This is a genomic window from Haloarcula sp. CGMCC 1.6347 (assembly GCF_037078395.1).
In the GTDB taxonomy this organism is placed as follows: Archaea; Halobacteriota; Halobacteria; order Halobacteriales; family Haloarculaceae; genus Haloarcula; species Haloarcula amylolytica.
The window spans coordinates 1,151,495-1,168,730 of the sequence record NZ_JAYMGX010000002.1 but is presented as its reverse complement, the minus strand read 5'-3'; the positions used below and the strand labels follow the sequence as shown (position 1 = coordinate 1,168,730).

The 17,236-nt window shown below is 66.2% G+C and carries 22 protein-coding genes; 9 read left to right on the top strand and 13 right to left on the bottom strand.

Annotation, left to right across the window (positions count from 1 at the left end; translation table 11 throughout):
* Window positions 1–314: 314 nt before the first annotated feature.
* The 8 genes from VI340_RS14500 to VI340_RS14465 form a co-directional block, all read right to left on the bottom strand.
* Window positions 315–797, bottom strand: coding sequence for a DUF7519 family protein (locus tag VI340_RS14500; RefSeq protein WP_008307258.1), 483 nt, complete (start codon window positions 795–797; stop codon window positions 315–317).
* Window positions 794–2,050 (bottom strand): DUF58 domain-containing protein, encoded by a 1,257-nt coding sequence (locus VI340_RS14495; RefSeq protein ID WP_336329476.1) that lies wholly within the window; start codon window positions 2,048–2,050, stop codon window positions 794–796. The genes VI340_RS14500 and VI340_RS14495 overlap by 4 nt, the downstream gene beginning before the upstream one ends.
* Window positions 2,047–2,574 carry a DUF7269 family protein gene (locus VI340_RS14490; protein WP_008307260.1) on the bottom strand — a complete coding sequence of 176 codons (528 nt, stop codon included), beginning with the start codon at window positions 2,572–2,574 and terminating at the stop codon, window positions 2,047–2,049. The genes VI340_RS14495 and VI340_RS14490 overlap by 4 nt, the downstream gene beginning before the upstream one ends.
* Window positions 2,571–3,284, bottom strand: coding sequence for a DUF4129 domain-containing protein (locus tag VI340_RS14485; RefSeq protein ID WP_336329475.1), 714 nt, complete (start codon window positions 3,282–3,284; stop codon window positions 2,571–2,573). Before VI340_RS14485 ends, VI340_RS14490 begins: the two co-directional genes overlap by 4 nt.
* Window positions 3,285–3,453: 169 nt before the next feature.
* The gene (gene hemB, locus VI340_RS14480; RefSeq protein WP_336358613.1) at window positions 3,454–4,434 is read right to left on the bottom strand and encodes a porphobilinogen synthase; all 981 of its coding nucleotides are present in this window, start codon (window positions 4,432–4,434) and stop codon (window positions 3,454–3,456) included.
* A gap of 46 nt (window positions 4,435–4,480) precedes the next feature.
* Window positions 4,481–5,209 carry a competence/damage-inducible protein A gene (locus VI340_RS14475; protein ID WP_336358612.1) on the bottom strand — a complete coding sequence of 243 codons (729 nt, stop codon included), beginning with the start codon at window positions 5,207–5,209 and terminating at the stop codon, window positions 4,481–4,483.
* 584 nt (window positions 5,210–5,793) lie between these two features.
* Window positions 5,794–5,997 carry a hypothetical protein gene (locus VI340_RS14470; protein ID WP_008307264.1) on the bottom strand — a complete coding sequence of 68 codons (204 nt, stop codon included), beginning with the start codon at window positions 5,995–5,997 and terminating at the stop codon, window positions 5,794–5,796.
* Window positions 5,998–6,043: 46 nt separating this feature from the next.
* On the bottom strand, window positions 6,044–8,131 hold the full coding sequence (locus tag VI340_RS14465; RefSeq protein WP_336329474.1) for a (Fe-S)-binding protein: 2,088 nt from the start codon (window positions 8,129–8,131) through the stop codon (window positions 6,044–6,046).
* A gap of 143 nt (window positions 8,132–8,274) precedes the next feature.
* On the opposite strand from VI340_RS14465, the gene VI340_RS14460 reads away from it, so the two are divergent.
* A complete protein-coding gene (locus tag VI340_RS14460) occupies window positions 8,275–8,895 on the top strand; it encodes a hypothetical protein (RefSeq protein ID WP_008307266.1) in 621 nt (206 codons plus the stop codon).
* Window positions 8,896–9,013: 118 nt separating this feature from the next.
* Window positions 9,014–9,676, top strand: a complete 663-nt coding sequence (locus VI340_RS14455; RefSeq protein ID WP_008307267.1) for a CRISPR-associated protein Cas4 — start codon at window positions 9,014–9,016, stop codon at window positions 9,674–9,676.
* Window positions 9,677–9,707: 31 nt separating this feature from the next.
* Here the strand turns inward: VI340_RS14455 and VI340_RS14450 are convergent, their stop codons facing one another.
* From VI340_RS14450 to VI340_RS14440, 3 genes are read right to left on the bottom strand one after another with little or no spacing between them, the layout of a single operon-like run.
* Window positions 9,708–10,292, bottom strand: a complete 585-nt coding sequence (locus VI340_RS14450; RefSeq protein WP_008307268.1) for an L-threonylcarbamoyladenylate synthase — start codon at window positions 10,290–10,292, stop codon at window positions 9,708–9,710.
* Window positions 10,293–10,294: 2 nt separating this feature from the next.
* Window positions 10,295–10,804, bottom strand: a complete 510-nt coding sequence (locus tag VI340_RS14445) for a redoxin domain-containing protein (protein WP_336358611.1) — start codon at window positions 10,802–10,804, stop codon at window positions 10,295–10,297.
* A complete protein-coding gene (locus VI340_RS14440) occupies window positions 10,804–11,082 on the bottom strand; it encodes a glutathione S-transferase N-terminal domain-containing protein (RefSeq protein ID WP_008307270.1) in 279 nt (92 codons plus the stop codon). The genes VI340_RS14445 and VI340_RS14440 overlap by 1 nt, the downstream gene beginning before the upstream one ends.
* Window positions 11,083–11,180: 98 nt before the next feature.
* Between VI340_RS14440 and VI340_RS14435 the strand changes: the two genes are divergently transcribed.
* Both VI340_RS14435 and VI340_RS14430 read left to right on the top strand, forming a co-directional pair.
* Window positions 11,181–12,566, top strand: a complete 1,386-nt coding sequence (locus tag VI340_RS14435; RefSeq protein WP_008307271.1) for a hemolysin family protein — start codon at window positions 11,181–11,183, stop codon at window positions 12,564–12,566.
* Window positions 12,567–12,616: 50 nt separating this feature from the next.
* Complete coding sequence (locus tag VI340_RS14430; protein ID WP_008307272.1) at window positions 12,617–12,988, top strand: cupin domain-containing protein; 372 nt, start codon at window positions 12,617–12,619, stop codon at window positions 12,986–12,988.
* A 30-nt stretch (window positions 12,989–13,018) separates the two neighbouring features.
* Here VI340_RS14430 and VI340_RS14425 read toward each other — a convergent pair whose 3' ends face one another.
* Complete coding sequence (locus VI340_RS14425; RefSeq protein ID WP_008307273.1) at window positions 13,019–13,231, bottom strand: hypothetical protein; 213 nt, start codon at window positions 13,229–13,231, stop codon at window positions 13,019–13,021.
* A gap of 124 nt (window positions 13,232–13,355) precedes the next feature.
* Here VI340_RS14425 and VI340_RS14420 point away from each other — a divergent pair, with 124 nt between their 5' ends.
* From VI340_RS14420 to VI340_RS14410, 3 genes are all read left to right on the top strand, one after another.
* Complete coding sequence (locus VI340_RS14420) at window positions 13,356–13,670, top strand: hypothetical protein (RefSeq protein ID WP_336358610.1); 315 nt, start codon at window positions 13,356–13,358, stop codon at window positions 13,668–13,670.
* Between the two features lie 30 nt (window positions 13,671–13,700).
* On the top strand, window positions 13,701–14,114 hold the full coding sequence (locus VI340_RS14415; protein WP_336358609.1) for an SRPBCC family protein: 414 nt from the start codon (window positions 13,701–13,703) through the stop codon (window positions 14,112–14,114).
* A gap of 99 nt (window positions 14,115–14,213) precedes the next feature.
* Window positions 14,214–14,420, top strand: a complete 207-nt coding sequence (locus VI340_RS14410) for a hypothetical protein (RefSeq protein WP_008307276.1) — start codon at window positions 14,214–14,216, stop codon at window positions 14,418–14,420.
* Here the strand turns inward: VI340_RS14410 and VI340_RS14405 are convergent.
* Window positions 14,417–15,703, bottom strand: a complete 1,287-nt coding sequence (locus VI340_RS14405) for a CobW family GTP-binding protein (protein WP_336358608.1) — start codon at window positions 15,701–15,703, stop codon at window positions 14,417–14,419. The genes VI340_RS14410 and VI340_RS14405 overlap by 4 nt on opposite strands.
* A gap of 143 nt (window positions 15,704–15,846) precedes the next feature.
* Between VI340_RS14405 and VI340_RS14400 the strand changes: the two genes are divergently transcribed.
* Window positions 15,847–16,143: a hypothetical protein gene (locus tag VI340_RS14400; RefSeq protein WP_336358607.1), complete on the top strand. Its 297-nt coding sequence runs from the start codon at window positions 15,847–15,849 to the stop codon at window positions 16,141–16,143.
* Complete coding sequence (locus VI340_RS14395; protein ID WP_336358606.1) at window positions 16,143–17,117, top strand: ArsA family ATPase; 975 nt, start codon at window positions 16,143–16,145, stop codon at window positions 17,115–17,117. Before VI340_RS14400 ends, VI340_RS14395 begins: the two co-directional genes overlap by 1 nt.
* Window positions 17,118–17,236: the final 119 nt, after the last annotated feature.

The following is a 17,236-nucleotide window of genomic DNA, read 5'->3' as shown; positions in this document are numbered from 1 at the left end:
GCATCGGCATCCGTCTGGATGTCCAACTTTGCTCCACTTTGGCTCAACTTCTTCAACTCTTTCACGAGAAAGCCTCTGGTAACACCACTACATAAGGTTTGCCTTTATGAATACGGAAATTAGAGGGGATGTGGTAGACGACCGTCCAGATTATGGTATGATATTATGGATATAAGGTTGTTCTCCGTCAAGAAAGTCCGTATATGCACACTGGGATTTTGGACGTTTGTTGACCCCAGTTCCGGCCGGAGGGGGCTAAATAGGCCGATTTCGCTTGCGCGCGCTGCCGGTCTCCGCACGCACTGCCCGACCGGTCACCGCCTGAGCGCTGCGGTCAGTGCGATTGCGCCTAGTACGACACTTGCCAGCGCCAGCGGCGACAGCGGCGGCACATCGAGCTGAAATAGCAGCGTCGTCACCACGACCGCTCCCCCGACCAGCCCTGTCGTCCCCGCGACGTGCGTGAGTTCCACGGGCGTTCCGGGCGCTGTTCCGAGGTCCGCATAGAGGTCGATAGCCGCATGGGCGAACGTCCAGGCCAGCACCGTCGCGCCGCCGGCAACCAGTACTGTCGTCGTCGTTGCTCCCTGAAGGGCGGCCACTAACAGCGCCAGAAACAGCGACGCGCTGGCGAGGTCGACCAGCCGCCCGGACTGAATCAGTTGCCCGCCGGCGAGCAGCACCACGCCGACGAGGGCGGCGGCAGTCGAGACGGCGCTAATGCCGGCGACGAACAGCGTCACGACACCCGCCGCCAGCGCTGCGCTGCCACAGACGGCTCCGGTTCGCGGTATCATTGGCCACCTCGCCGGACCCGTTCAGTGACTCGTTCCAGCGGCTCAGTTGCGGGCCAGTCGTGGACGGCGATGCCGGCGGCTCGCAACCGACGGAGCCGCTCGCGGCGTTCGAGCCGCGCCAGCCGGTGGCCCGCCGTGTCCGTCGCGGTCGGATCGGGGCTCAGGACCGTCACCGGGTGACCGCTGGCGGCCAGCCGGCGGACCAGCGCCTCGCTGTCGTCGTCACACAGCGGGCCGAGGAAGACGACGTTCGCCGCTGTCGGCAGTTGTGCGATGAGCTTCGTTGTGTCCGGTGTTCGGGTGACCGATGTCGCGGCGAACGCGCGGTCGGTCCTGAGCAGGTCCCGGGCCTGTTGCTGGTGGGCGGCGCTCGTGCCCGGTGCGAGCCACGCGTCATGTGGCGAGTACGCTGCGACGCCGACCTCGTGGCCGTCCTCGGGGAGCCCCTCGACGAGGGCGACCGCGGCCATCGTCGACCGCTCGATGGCCGTCTCGGCGTCCGGTCGCGGGGCCAGCGCGGCGGCCGACCTGGCGTCGACGACGACCACCACCGTCGCGGACTGCTCGCGGCGGAACTCGACGGTCCGCAGGTCCCCGGTCCGGGCATACTGATTCCAGTCGACGCGCGAGAGCGGGTCGTTCGAGCGGTGCTCCCTGACCGCGTAGAAGGAGACTCCCTCACCCCCCTCATCGACGGGGACTGTCCCAGGCCGACGGGCGACCGCCGGGACCAGCGGCAACAGCGCCGAACTCGCTGGCTGCTCCCAGGTGACGGTGTCGGGTTCGGCCGTGACGTGCGTTCGTCGGGCGACGACGCCGACCACGTCCCTGACGACGACCGTCGCCGGGTCGAACACGCAGCGGTCGGTCCCGCCGGTAATCTCGTAGGTAATCGTCGTCGACGCGCCGGGCCGCAGCGCCGTCCCCAGCGACGCCGACCCCTCGACGACCCGCACGGTGTCGGGCACGCCGTCGGCGAGCCGGAGGTCCGGAATCGTTCGGCTCCCATCGTTGCGGACGGTGAGCGCCACGGTGACCCGCTCGCCGAGCGCGGGTTCTGTCGGTGTGATGGACCGCTGTATCGACACGTCCGCCGCCGGCGGGACAGCGACCCGGTCGTACGCGCTTAGCGTGACGCCGAGCCCGCCCAGCAACACGAGCGCGGGGACCTGGCCCACCAGCCCGACGCCGACGGCGACCAGCGCGGCCCCGGCCAGCCCGAACCAGCGGCCGGTCCGTTGGGTCTCGCTCATCGCTCCTCGTCGCGCCGCCGGAGCTCGGCCGTCGCGTGGGCGACACGCCGCTGGAACGGGCGGACGCCCGAGAGCCATCCGGACAGCCGCGCCCGGAGCGATATCGGCGTGCCGTCGAACAGTTCCCGCGCTGGCTCCCTGTCCGTCCACGCGCCGGACCGGAGCGCGTCCGTTGCCTCGTCGGGAGAGAGCCCGTCGCGCTGGAGGACGGTGACCGCGACTCCCTCGACACGCTGCCGGATGGCTTCCTGTCCGGCCCCAGCAGCAAGCGCCTCGTCGATATCGTCGCCGGGGACCGTGACGTACTGGCTGTCAGTGTCCGGCAGCGCCACGCCGCGCTCGCTGTCGAGGGAGCGAACGAGGAGCGCCAGCAGCGCGACACCGCCGGCGAAGACGGCCACGGCGAGTATCGGGAGGTCCGAGACCGCGCCGGAGGGCAACAGCGGCGCGCCGAGGGCGGCGAGTCCGATTCCGATGGCCGTCGCGACGAGGCCGAGCGCCAGCGGGACCCGGCGCAGTGTCACGCCTTGCCCTCCCCGACTGACCCGTCGGCGTCTTTGTCCGCAGAAGGCATCTCGTCGGGATTCGCCGCGATATCGTCCGCGTTGTCGGCGGCCCGTTCCAGCGCCGCACGGGCTTGGGACTCCAGGTCGGCGTCCGGCCGCTCCCGGCCGTAGCGAACCCGCTCGAACACCGACCGGAGCGAGGCGACGGCGTCGGGGTCGGCCCCGGCCGCCGTCGCGTCCGCCTCGATGTCCTGCGGGGACGACGCATCGTCGTCCACGGTCACCGCGTCTTCGAGGGCAGCCCACGCGCGGTACACGTCGTTGGTCAGGGGCACGTCGATTGCAGCCGCGCTATGCGAGGGGGTTTCCGCGGCGTCCGCGGTTGCGACGGCTGGCGTCTCGCCGCCCGTCTCGTCGATGGTCCGGCTCTGGCCGGCCAGCCGCCAGAGGACGACCAGACCCACTGCGAGGCCGACGGCGAGCGCACCGACTGCCGGAGCGGGGACACTCGGCAGCAGCGCGCGGGCACCGTTCTCGCTTTCCGGCGGATCGATGCTACCTGGCGGGTCGCTGAGGCCCTGTCCGTCGGGGTTGTCGATTTCGCTGTCGTCCCGGGTCATCTCCGCCTGGTCGGACCCGGTGGCAGCGTCGATGCTCGCGGCCCCGACGCTGAACGACAGCAGCGCAATCGCGGCGACAACCGCCACGAGGAGGGACTGTCGCTGCATACAGCCACTCCGCTCCTGGCACATGAATAGGTTAGGGACCTGTCTGCAACTGGTCGGCCAATCCGGACTGGGTGGGGCTGAAAGGGACCGAGCGCTGCGAGGGCGAACACAGCGGGCTCGCACGTCGCGTGACCGAGCCCCTCTCTAAAACCGTCCCTGAGTTGGCTATTCAGAGTTCGTCCGCGAGGTCCTCGGCGAAGTAGGTCAGAATCAGGTCTGCGCCGGCGCGTTTGATGGACAGCAGCGACTCGTAGGCCACCGCTTCGAGGTCGAGCCAGCCCTTCTCGGCAGCGGCGTGCAGCATGGCGTACTCGCCGGAGACGTTGTAGGCGGCGACGGGATGGTCGTAGGACTCCCGGATTTCCTTGACGATGTCCAGGTACGGCAGCGCGGGCTTGACCATCAGCACGTCCGCGCCCTGCTCGACGTCGAGGTCGACCTCGCGGCGGGCCTCGCGTGCGTTCGCGGGGTCCATCTGGTAGTGCCGCCGGTCGCCGAAGGCCGGCGCGCCGTCGGCGGCGTCCCGGAACGGGCCGTAGAAGGCCGACTCGTACTTGGCGGCGTAGCTCATGATGGGTACGTCGGTGTTGCCCTGGTCGTCTAAGGCCTCCCGAATCGCGCCGACCATGCCGTCGATCATCCCCGACGGCGCGACCATGTCAGCTCCGGCCGCGGCGTGGCTCGCGGCGATTTCCCCCAGCAAATCGAGGGTCTCGTCGTTGCGCACCGTCAGCCGCGGGTCCTCGGCGGCGTCGTCTTCGAGGACGCCGCAGTGGCCGTGGTCGGTGTACTCACAGAGGCAGACGTCCGTGATGACGTAGGCGTCCGTCTCGCTCGTGATGCGGCGCGTGGCTTCCTGCACGACGCCGTCTTCGGCCCAGGCGCGGCTCCCGCGCTCGTCTTTCGATTCGGGGACGCCGAACAGCATCACCGCTTCGACGCCGGTTTCGAGAATCTCCGCGACGCGGTCGACCGCCGCATCGACAGGGACCCGTTCGTGGCCCGGCATCGTCTCGATGGGGACGCGCTCGTCGGTTGTCGCGTCGACGAACACCGGTGCGATGAGGTCCGACGCCGAGAGGTCCGTCTCGCGCACCAGCGGACGCACGCCGTCGGTTCGCAGGCGGCGCGGGCGCTGTGTCAAATTCATACTGCCATTTCAGTCCGTGACTGGCATGAACCCACCGCTTACTGAACTACTTCGTGTCGATTCGCTCGCGGAGCCAGGCCGCCGCGTCGGCGACGGTCGCGGGGTCATCGCCGGTGATCTTCACCCGTCCCGGCGTGTCGTCCTTGCGCGGGTAGCTCCCGACGGCAACCGCGAACTGCTCGCGGGCCGCCGTGATGTGCGTGACGAGCGCGCCCTCGGGTGCGGGCGTGTGAATCGTCTTCGTCGTCCGGTCGCCATCGAACTCGTCGGCGACGGTCTCGTACATCGCTTTCAGTTCCTCGGGGATGCCCGGCAGGACGTACACGCGGTCGATGACACAGCCGGCGGCGAAGCTCTCGTCGGTCAGCAGCGCCTGCCCGCCCTCGGGAACTGACGCCCACGCGTCGAGGTCGAGGTCCATGTCGTAGCGGTCCACCAGTTCGGGGTTGTCGTCGGCGAACCGCTCGGCCTTCGCTTCGAGGTGTGCCCGCACGTCGTCGGGAACGACGAGGTCGCGGCCGAACGCCCGCGCCACAGCGGCCTTCGTTATGTCGTCGGGCGTTCCGCCGATGCCACCGGTGACGATGACCGCGTCGAAGGCGTCGTGATATTGCGCCACAGCGTCGGCGATGACCGCCTCGTCGTCGGGCACAGTCAGAACGCGGGTGACGCTCGCACCGGCCTCGGTAAGCTGACGGCCCAGCCACGACGCGTTCGTGTTCTCCGTGTCGCCAGCGAGCAGTTCGTCACCGACGGTGAGCAGTGCGACCTCCATCATCTCGCTGTGAGAGTCTGGCGGCGTTAAGCGTTTGGCTGGACGCAGGTGGACACAGGCTCCGACGTCGTCGTCCTGCTGCGGGTTGACCGCATCTAAATGCGTATAATGACATTATATCTCGCCTAGCCATATTTCGGTAACATACATATACTGGGTCCGGCAAAGCAAAAGTATGGTACTTGTCACCAATTGTGCTGATTGCGTCAAACGGGTGTACCCGAACCGAAGCCGTGTGTCGAACGCGGACCGCGACAGTGCTGACCCAGTCGACGAAATGCCCACAACACGCGCTGGAACGCTGACAGACTGACGCTGCCAGCGGCGCACTGCGCTAGCCCGCCACTGGGACTGGCACCACCCGCCGTGATGTGTCGTACCGATAGCTCAGCAGAGAGCTACAGCAAGGGAACGTAGCGATAGCAGTACAGGGCCGGACCGGTCGCTGCCCCAGCAGCTTTCCAGACCGTTTCTCGTGTTTGTCGGACTGGTCGCCGGTGTGCTCGGATCCGTCACATGACGGGGCAGTGCGACGTTGACACCTGTGTCTGGGAGTCGGCAAACATCCGATACCAGGTCAGTCGTTAGTCCTCGGACAGTTCGGATTCGAGTGTCTCGACCCGCCGTTCGAGTTCGGAAACCCGCTTCTCGTAGCCGCGTTTACCGTCGAGAAAGTTGTAGACGAGTACCATGCCAGCGGCTGGTAGTCCGATGTACACCGCCAGTACGAGTACCATGAGGACTAGTTCCGTTGCGCCGGGGAGTCCCGGTATCTGGAGGAGGGCCATGGTGGGCCTTTTCGTTTCAGCTACTTGGAAATTCACATCCGAGCGGTCAGACTCCCGCGTCCCCGACCGCTTCAGCGAGTAGCTCCGTGACCCCGACGATCTCGATGTCGTCCTCGTAGCCGCCGGTTTTGCGCCCGTCCTCGTACATCGTCATGCACATCGGGCAGGCGACGACGAACTTCTCGACGGCCGCGCCCGCCTCGGTGTCTTCGAGGGCCTCGCGCAGGCGTTCCTCGCTGGGTTTGCTCTCCTCTTCGAGGTCCATCCAGAGGCCGCCGCCGCCACCGCCACAGCAGAAGGAGTCGTCCCTGTTGCGGGGCATCTCGTGGAGGTCGGCTCCGGTCGCGCGGATGAGGTCCCGCGGGGCCTCGAACTCGCCGTTGTACCGCCCGAGGTGACAGGGGTCGTGGTAGGTGACGGTGTAGTCCAGTTCCGAGCCCGAGAGACCGAGCGCGCCCGAACTGGCGAGGTCGGCGACGACCTGCGTGTAGTGGAACACGTCGTCTTCGCCCCACTCGCAGGCCTCGAACTCGGGGTACTCGTTCATGAACGTGTTGTAAGCGTGGGGGTCCGTCGTGACGATGGAGTCGAACTCACAGTCCAGCATCGCTTCGGCGTTGTCCTCGACGAGCATCTCGTAGAGCCCTTCCTCGCCGACCCGGCGCACGTCGTTGCCGTCGGTCTGTTCGGCCTCGTAGAGGATGCCGTAGTCCACGCCGGCGGCCTCGAAGACGCGAGCCAGCGCGCGTGCTATCTTCTGGTTGCGCTCGTCGTAGCTTGGGTAGTCGCCGACGTACCAGAGGAACTCCACCGGTTCGTCGCGGGCGTCCGGCACCTCGAAGTCGAGGTCCTCGGTCCAGTCCGGCCGGGCGCGCTCGGGGTCGCCGAAGGTGTTGCCGTGCTGGAACACGTTCATCATCGCGTCCTGGACGTGTTCGTCCATTTCGCCGGCCTCGGTGAGCCGGCGGTTCATCTCGGTGAATTGCGTGACGTGTTCGATATCGACCGGGCAGGCGTCCATGCAGGCCATACAGGACATGCAGGACTCCATCGTGTGAGCGTCGATGACCGAGGTGCCGCCGTCGGCGATGATAGGCACGTCCTCGCCGCCGGCGTCGCGCTCCTCGCGGTAGCGTTTCAGGTCGAGGATGACGTTTCGCGGGTCCAGCGGCCGCCCGGAGGCTTTTGCTGGACAGACCGACGAGCACCGGCCACACTTGGTACAGGCGTCGTGGTCGAGCAGTTGCTTCCAGGAGAAGTCGTCGATGTCGCTGGGGCCGATATCGTCGGGGTCAGCGTCGGCCGGGACGCCGGGTAGTCGCACGCCGGCTTTCTCGTCGCGGGCGACGAGGTTGGCAAACGACGAGAGCATGTGGAACGGCTTCGCGTAGGGTATCCAGGCGACGAACCACAGCGCGACGAGCGAGTGGCTCCACCAGACGAACGGGTACGCACCCGCTGCCATCTCCGGCGTCATCCCGGCCATAACGAGTCCTTCCTTGACCGACCAGCCGACGAAGCTCACCGTCTCGAAGGAGACGTCCCGGACCGTCGAGGTGCCGAGAATCCGGATGCCTTCGGTGAGGTAGCCGCCGACGCCCAGCACGAACAGCGCGCCCAGAAACAGGTCGTCCTCGCGGGAGGTGTGGCGGTCGTGGAGGCGGTCGAGTTTGCGGCCGTAGCGCCGCCACAGCGCGACACCGACGCCGACGACGAACAGCAGCCCCATCGCGTCCATGACGAACGAGTAGGAGAGGTAGAACTGGCCGACGAAGAAGGATTCACCGGTCAGCGGCCGATAGAGGTCCATGTCGATACCCAGAATCGTCGTCCCGATGAGTAGCGTCAGAAAGCCCCAGACGATGAACGCGTGCATCACGCCGGCGACGGTATCGCGGTCCAACTGCTTCCGGTTCGACAGCGCCAACTGCGCCGCCGCGAGGGTCCGCTGGGGCAACTCGTCCAGGCGGTCGAAAGGGTCGTCGCTGCCCTGGGCATAGCGGGTGACGCGGTCGTACACACCGTACAGAAAGACGATGATGGCGAGCGCCGCCAGATAGTAGAACAGCGCTTTCCCCACGTCGCCGATACGCCAGAACGTCGGGCGCGTGGTCGTCTGGAGTATAGATGACATACGGTAACACGCACTGCGTGTCCGCTTAAATCTTGCCACGCCCCGTCGCGGTCTTGCGAGAATTAGGGATTTGTTGAAAGTTTTCCCGCGTCACGTTGCCCATCCGACAGATATATCACTCCCGAGAAGTAGTTTCATGTTCGATGGACGAGAAGACCGAAGAACTCCGTGACATCTTCATGGACGTCTCCGACGAGGAGGCTGTGACGGAGTCTCAGGAAGCGTCGAGAGGGTCCCTGGCCGATACTGACGAGGCCGGTGTCGCGGACCGACTCGGTGATATCATCGCGCGGATGCGCGAGCGGTACGAGTTCCGAACCGAACTCGCCGACGAGGCCCTGGTGACAGTGGTCCGACTGTTCTACGAGGGAAGCGACGATGCGGGCATCGCGGCCGAAATCGGCGCGGACGAGCCTGACGTGGTCGAGGCGCGGCTGGACCTGCATCTCCTCCGCGACGAGGACACAGAGGCACCGTTCGACCTGGCCGAGTTCCGCCGCCGCGTCGCCGACGACGACCCGTCCGTCGCCGACCTCGCCGCCGAGTTCGACATCGACGAGTCCTGGGCCGCCCACTACCGCCGCGTCGTCGCCGCACAGGACGCCGCGCGCCGGGTCTCCCACCGGTTCCAGAGCGAGTTCGAGGACGTGCTCACCGACGCCGGGCTGTCGACACAGCACGCTGCCGGCCTCCGCGAAGACGGTCTCGACGAAGCCACTGAGGACATCGACTCGCTGGATTCCGGCGCTGACGTGTCGATGTAACGCTGCGCATTCTTCTGTGCTAGCGGTCGGCCGAGATGGCGGGCCTTTCTGGCTGTGCGAAACACGACCGTTCCGTCCCGCCGAACCTTCTTGTAGGAGTACACGACCAGGCGGGGCCATGTCGACCCATACGTTCCGGGAACTGGAAACGGCCGCCTACTGTCCGCGAAAGCTCTACTACCGCCGCCGCGACGGTGCGAGCGAGATTCCAGACGAAATCGAGTCGGTTCGCCGGCTCGCCCGCGATTACGAGCGGCTGCTGACCGACGACGCCGCCCTGCTGGCCGCCCCTATCGAAGTGGGACCGGACGAGTACCGCGACCGCCTCAGAGGGCTTCGAGAGCGCCTGGCCGACTGGGACGCGCTGGTCGCGCCGGCGGCGACGGACGCGTATCTCGAAGGGAAGGACGCCCGCGGTATCGCACACAAGGTCGTCGCAGGGCGGGACGGCCCCGCGCCGTCGCTCGTGTTCGCCGGTCGACCGCCGGAGGAGGGCGTCTGGGATCCCCAGACCGTGCGGTTAGTCGCCGCTGCGAAGGCGCTCTCCTGGGAGCGCGATCGAAATATCGACGTCGCCTACGCTGAGTATCCGGCGTACGGCGTCATCCGACGTATCGAGGTGAACGCACGGCGGGCCGGCGTCTACCGTCGTGCGGTCAGAACCGCCGACAGCATCGACGGGCCACCGGGGCGAGTACGTAACGACGCCAAATGCCAGCCCTGTGAGTTCAGTGAGGACTGCGGGGTGAAAACGCGGTCGCTAAGATCGATGTTGCGGTGAGTCGGCAGGGCTTGGACGAGTGACCCGCCAGTCAGTCCCGGGCCGCGAGCCACGACTCGACGGCGTCGGCGTGTGCGCCGCGGCGGTGTATCGTCCCGCTGTCGACGTTCACCACCGTCGACCCGGTCCCGCCGTCGGTCTCGCCGGCGTCGAGTACTACCGCGGCGCGCTCACGGATGGCGTCGAGATCGTCGATGGTGCGGGCGCTGGGGTTACCGGAGATGTTGGCGCTGGTGGCGGTTAGCGGCCCGGTTTCGGCAAGCAATTCGAGCGCGAGGTCGTGGTCGGGGACCCGAACCCCGACGCGGTCACGGCCGGCGACCAGCACGTCCGGCACTGCGTCGCGGCGCTCGACGACGACGGTGACCGGGCCGGGGAGGAACTCACGCATGAACGCCAGTTCGCGGTCGCTCGGGCGCGTGTACTCGCGGGCGGACTCGACATCGGGGACGGCCATCGACACCGGCTTGTCGCGCTCGCGGCCTTTCGCCTCGAACACGCGCTCCACGGCAGCAGCGTCGAGCGCGTCCGCACCGAGCCCGTACACCGTTTCCGTCGGATAGACGACCAGCTCTCCGTTGCGGACTGCCGACGCGGCGTCGTCGACTGTCGCCATCGTCAGAGCTGGGCTTCGACTTCGTCGTAGTTCGGGAAGTCGGGCCACTCCTGGGCCACCCAGGCGTATTCGATGGTCCGGTCGCTATCGAGGACGAACACCGACGGGCGCGGTTCCTCGATTCCGGCCATCCCGTCGAGGTCCATGTCGATGTCGTACTGCTCTGCGACGCCGTTGGCCGGGTCCGAGAACAGCCGGTAGTCCCCCTCGATACCCCGCTCTTCGAGCAACTGCTTGTGCTCGTACGGCGTCGAGATGGAGACGCCGACGACGGTGGCCTGCTCGTGCCACGCGCGGTCGCGGATCTCGTTCCAGATGTACGTCGCCGGGAACGCGCCGTCCATCGCGTGGAACACGAGGACGACCCGGTCGCTGTCGGCACACAGCGACGCGAGCGACTCGTCCTCCCAGAACTCGTCGTTGACGAGCGGGCGCGTGAAATCCGGCGCGGTGTCGCCTTCCTCGGGGTGGTCGACCGGGTCGAGGTCGACGACGTCGAAATCGAGTTCCATCAGGCCGCACCCCCTGCCGTCTCCTCACCCTCTCCGTACGTCCGTTCCAGATACGCGACGATGTTCGCGCTCTCGGACATCGTGACGCCGGTGTTCTCGTCGACGATGGCCGGGACGGTCCGCTTGCCGGACAGTCGCTTGACAACGTCGCGGTCGGCGTGCATCGGCTCGACGAACCGCGACTGGTAGTCGAGGTCGTAGGCGTCCAGCTTCCGGACGACGCGCTCACAGAACGGACACGCCTGCAACCGGTACAGCGTGATATCGGACTCGCTCATACTCTGTGGAGTGATACGCGTGAAAGCCGGGTAAGGGCTTCGCTGACAACCCCTTCATGACAAGCCTTAATCCGCACCCATTACAACTTCGACCGTTGATGGCCCTGGATCCACCTGCGCCGTTTGAGCTGTCTACAGCGATGTTGCAGGCTATCGAATACGCCGGCGTCATGATTCCCGAAACCGTGGTGCTGGTCGGTGGTACCGCCACTATCGTCTTCCTCATCGTCCTGTCGGCGTTCTTCTCGTCCTCGGAGATCGCCATGTTCTCGTTGCCCGCACACCGGACGGAGTCACTCGTCGAGGACGGCGTGCCGGGTGCGAAGACGCTCAAGCAACTCAAAGCGGACCCCCATCGCCTGCTCGTGACGATTCTCGTGGGGAACAACCTCGTCAACATCGCGATGTCGTCTATCGCGACGGGACTACTGGCGATGTATCTCTCACAGGGGCAAGCCGTCGCCGTCGCGACGTTCGGAATCACGGCTATCGTGCTGCTGTTCGGCGAGAGCGCGCCAAAGAGCTACGCCGTCGAGAATACCGAATCCTGGGCGCTGCGCATCTCCAAGCCGCTCAAGGTCGCCGAGAAGGTGCTGCTCCCGCTCATCCTGCTGTTCGACTACCTCACTCGCGTCGTCAACAAGATCACCGGGGGCCGCTCCGCCATCGAGACTTCCTACGTCACCCGCGAAGAGATACAGGACATCATCGAGACGGGAGAGCGCGAAGGTGTCCTCGACGAGGACGAACGGGAGATGCTCCAGCGCACGCTGCGGTTCAACGACACCATTGCCAAGGAAGTGATGACGCCGCGGCTGGACATGACGGCCGTCGCCAAGGACGCCTCCGTCGAGGAAGCGCTGGAGACCTGTATCCAGAGCGGCCACGCCCGCATCCCGGTCTACGAGGGAAGTCTGGACAACGTTATCGGCGTCATCCACATCCGCGACCTCGTTCGGGACCTCAACTACGGCGAGGCGCTGGCCCGCGATATGGACCTCGAAGACCTCATCGAGCCGACCCTGCACGTCCCCGAATCGAAGAACGTCGACGACCTGTTGACCGAGATGCGGGCCGAGCGCCTCCACATGGTCATCGTCATCGACGAGTTCGGGACCACCGAGGGGCTGGTGACGATGGAGGACCTGACCGAGGAGATTGTCGGCGAGATACTCGAAGGCGAAGAGGAAGAGCCGATCGAGTACGTCGACGACGACACGGTCACGGTCAAAGGCGAGGTCAACATCGAGGAGGTCAACGAGGCACTGGACCTTGAACTGCCCGAAGGCGAGGAGTTCGAGACCATCGCCGGCTTCATCTTCAACCGGGCGGGCCGACTGGTCGAGGAGGGCGAGACCATCACCTACGACGGTGTTGAAATCCGTGTCGAACAGGTCGAGAACACGCGCATCATGAAGGCTCGCGTTGTCCGCCTCGAAACCGACGAAACAGAGTCAGTCGACGCCGAAGAGGCCACGGACTGATTCCAGTCGGTAGCAGTCGTTTTACCTCGGTCGCCGTCGACAGTAGTGGTATGGGTTATCACCACCTCGCAGTCGACGACATCGAACCGACACCGGACCGACCCAGTGTCCAGCGCTCCATCAGCGACGCGGCCGGCCTCGAAAACGCCGCCGTGAACGTCTACGAGGTCGCTCCCGGCGAGGATATCCCGCTCGCGTACCACTACCACGATAATCAGGAGGAACTGTTCTACGTCCTCTCGGGGACGCTCGCCGTCGAGACGCCGGAGCAGACCTACGAGGTCGGCGAAGACGAGGCGTTCGTCGTCGAACCGGACAGCCCCCAGCGGGCGCACAACCCCGAGTCGGCGACCGAATCAGTACGGACGCTCGTCGTCGGCGCGCCCGCGGTGGACGACGTCCACCCGTACGACCCCGAGTAAGCCGAGCGTCGAGATCGTTCCGTTGGCCCGCTACTGGAGCGTAATGGCATAGGTCAGTGCGAACAGCAGTATCGCGCCGGTCGCGACGTTGATAGCCGTCAGTTCCGCCGCGCCGATGACGCTCAGCCCCCAGACGATAGTGGCCGCAAACACCGTCGAGAGTACGACGTTCATCGCGATGAGTACCCGTGGGTCACCCTGCGACCCGCTCGCCCCCTCCTCGAACCCGTCCGCGTCGCTCATGCCCACGAACACGGACGGGACGCCCCTTAGCTCTTTGGCAGTGCCCGGCGTGCCCGTCCTGTCCGCTCCGGCCGGGCGCGGTCGAGTCGCGCAACTAAACACGCTCGGAGCCCAACACGGGCGTATGAACGTTCAAAACCGTCATGGGGACCCGGTCGACCCGGTCCCGTTTCTGGTCTGCACCGCGATGGCGGTGATGCTGCTGTTCTCCGTCGGTCCGCTGTACGGCCTCGCGTACGGGTTGCCAGTGTGGGCCGGCCTGACCGTTGCGACAGCCGGCACCGTCGCTGTCTCCGCCGTCGCGTACCACCGTCTGGTCTGGACGGCCCCGCCGCCCTGGGTACAGATCGCCCCGGAACTCCGATTTCAGCGGCTCATCTACATCGGTATCGGCTTCGCTGTCTTGCTGGTTGCCGTCTCGGCTCCGCTGGCCCTGTGATTTACTACCCCGGTACGCATGTGGACTGGTATGCGCGAGGTCGAACGCTCTCGGTTCGTGATGGCGCGGCCGCCGGCTGTCCACCGCACGCTCTCGCCGGAGGCGGTCGTCGCGGCGGAGGGGACGTTCACGGTGACGGCCGTCGAAGAGACTGATACGGGAACCCTGGTTACTGCCGCCGGCCCCGGGATGTCGGTCCCGCTGCGCTTCGAATCGCGGGACGACGGCCTCCGGTACACCGCCGAGGGCGAGGTCGGTCCGTTCGACCACTTGGAGACGCAAGTCATCGTTACACCGGAGGAAAACGGGTCCCGGCTCACGATGCGTTCGACCGTCTCGCTGAACCTGCCGCTCCCCTTCGCCGACCGCATCGCCGCCTGGAAGCGCGGCAACGAGCTAGAGCGGGCCATCGAAGACCTGGCGGCGGACGTGCCCGGAGCGTGAAGCGACTGCAAAAGCACTGAACGCCACGACTGTCGCTGGTCGTGAGACGACTGCACACAACCACGGTACGTTTAGTAGCCGTAATTTCAATATACGATCATGAGCATCCTCGACAGCGTCAAGGACGCACTCACGTCACAGTCGGACACGAAGTCCCGGCCGGACGACGGGTCCAAGGGGGCGTACTGGTGTGACGACTGCGGCGTTCGCATCAGGGACGTCGAACTGGAGGGCGAACCGGTCTGTCCGGACTGCGGCGAGGAGATGCGGTTCGAGCGTGCGGCCGGTCGTGACTGCGCCTGCTAAGGGCTCCGGATAACCGTCTCATCCCCCTGTTCTGCCGGGAACGGCCCCGTGAGCGACTCGCTGTCCGTCCATTCCTCGTCCGTGACGAGCGCGTCGTCGAGCGCCGTCCGAAGGGCGTCTTCGTCGTAGTCTGTTCCAATGAACACCAGTTCAGTCCGGCGGTCGCCGTGTTCGTCGTGCCAGTCGAGTTCCGGCCGGTTCGAGCGGTACATATCCCGCTCGACTTCGGGCAGGCTCGCGATCCAGGGTCCCTGTGCTTCGGCCCGTATCGAGGGGCCGGCCTGGCCGATGACGACGCGGCGCTCGGTGCCCGCCAGCCAAACGGTGCCCTTCGAGCGGACGACACCCGACGGGAGGTCCCGCAGCACGTCGGCGAGCCGGTCGGGGTGGAACGGCCGGCGGCGGCGGTAGGTGTAGGAGGTGACGCCGTACACGTCCTCGGGATGGTGGTGGCCGTCGTGTCCGTGGCCGGTGTCGTCTGCATCACCCTCGACACCGTGGTCGTGGCCGTCTTCGCCATGGCTATGCCCAGCGTCGGCCAGCGCTCGCTTCCAGCCCGGCAGGTCGTTGATTTCGGTCTGATCGAACAGCTTGCGGTCGAACAGCCGGTCGGGAGCGACCTCTGAGAAGGTCGTTCGGATGGTCTCGGCGTCGGGCTGGAGCGCCCGTACCAACTCTTCGGCTTCGTCCAGTTCCGCGTCCGTACAGAGGTCCGTCTTGTTCATCACAACGAGGTTCGACAGTTCGACCTGTTCGACCATGAGGTCCGAGAGCGGTCGGTCGGCGTCGTCGGCCGCTGCGTCGGTGGTATCCCCATCGGCGCTCGCTTCCACGGCCCCCCGGCGCTCCGGCGTCTCGCCGGCGAATGAGTCGAGAAACAGTCGGGTATCCAGTACGGTCACGAGCGTGTCGACCCGATACAGCGCGGCCACGCGCGACTCGGTAGTGAACAGCCGCGCTACCGGTGCCGGCTCGGAGATGCCAGAGGACTCGACGACGAGCGCGTCGAAGTCCCGGTCGTTCGCCAGCCGGACGACCGCCGTTTCGAGGTCGTCCTGCAGTTCACAGCAGATACAGCCGTTGGATAGCTCCGCGACGCCGTCGTCGACGTCCAGTTCCGACCCCTCCGCGATGAGTTCGGCGTCGACGTTGACCGTCCCCATATCGTTGACGAGGACGGCGATGTCGCGGTCGCCGGCCTCGGTCAGCAGGTGGTTCAGCAGCGTCGTCTTCCCGGCCCCGAGGCTTCCGGAGAGAATCGTGACGGGAATGGTGTCGCGCATACCTCCCGTTGTGCGTCGCCTCCCTTCAAATCGCGCCTCGTTTCCAGTAGTCAAACACGACCGCGTCCGGCCATACGCATGGGCGCTGTCGACGGGTAACTGCGACAGCTTTTACTCCGTGGCTCTCGCACACACGACCCACGATGGAACTGGCCGACCGAATCGAGCGCTTTCGCCGGACGCTGCGGGAGTGGGCCCGCGGGCTGTACCACGGCATGATAACGCACCCGGCCTACGAGAAAATCGAGAAGGAGGCCGAGGACACCGAGGACGCGTTCATGCTGGCCTGTTTCCCCGACGCCTTCGGCATCCCCTCGCCGGTGTCGTACTACACCGCCGAACTGCTGCCGTACCTCGAAGACACCTTCGAGGCCTGGGAGCGGCGGCTGTGGGACCGGAGCTCGTACATCGAACGCAAAGGCCAGCAGTACCACTTCTGATGGAGCCGTTTGTCTTCTTCGGCGGCAAGGGCGGGGTCGGCAAGACCACGGTCTCCTGTGCCTACGGCGTCAAATCCGCACGTTCGGGCCTCGACACGCTCGTCGTCTCGACGGACCCGGCCCACTCCGTCACGGACGTGTTCGACCAGTCGTTCAGCGACGACCCGGAGTCCGTCGAGGGCATCGACGGCCTCGACGCGATGGAGATCGACCCCGAAACCGAGACCCAGCGCCACCTCAACGGCATCCGTAACGACCTCTCCGAGCAGGTGTCGGCGGCGATGGTCAACGAAATTAACCAGCAGCTAGAGATGGCTCACCAGACGCCGGGGGCCTACGAGTCGGCGCTGTTCGACCGCTTCGTCGACGTGATGCGCAACGCCGACCCGTACGACCGGGTCGTCTTCGACACCTCCCCGACCGGCAGCACGCTCCGCCTGCTCGGCCTGCCGGAGTTCCTCGAAGGGTGGATCGACCGGCTGATGCACAAACGCGAGAAGAGCATCGACCTCTTCGAGAAGGCCGCTATCGGCAGCAACGAGCCCCGGCGCGTCATGGACGGCGACCCGGTGCTTGCCCGCCTGCAGGACCGCAAGGAGTTCTTCGAGTTCGCCGGCGGCGCGCTCCAGGCCGACGCCGCCTTCTTCCTCGTGCTCAATCCCGACCAGCTCTCGGTCAACGAGACGCGGCGCGCCATCGCCGAGATGCGTGAGCGCGACCTCTCGGTTCGGGGCCTCGTCGCGAACAAGCTCACGCCCGAACCGGACCCCGACGAGGACGGCCGCGGGGCCCGCTATCTCAGGGACCGCGTCGCCACTGAGAACGAGCGGCTTCAGGAGGTCCGAGAGACGCTCGACCCGCCGCTGGTCGCGGAAATCACGACCCGCACGGCGGAGGTGAAAGGCGACCTGCTCGACGATGTCGCCGCCGAATTCGACGTCGAGACGGACGCCGAGGCACCGACGTTCGTCTGAGCCGGCGACCCGCCGCTCATGTGTGGGCCGCGCATAACCGATAAGTAATCAGATATTAGATTTTCGTTGATAGTCGAAGCCGTGTGACCGAGCGTATTCTGACGGATTTGAGATATATA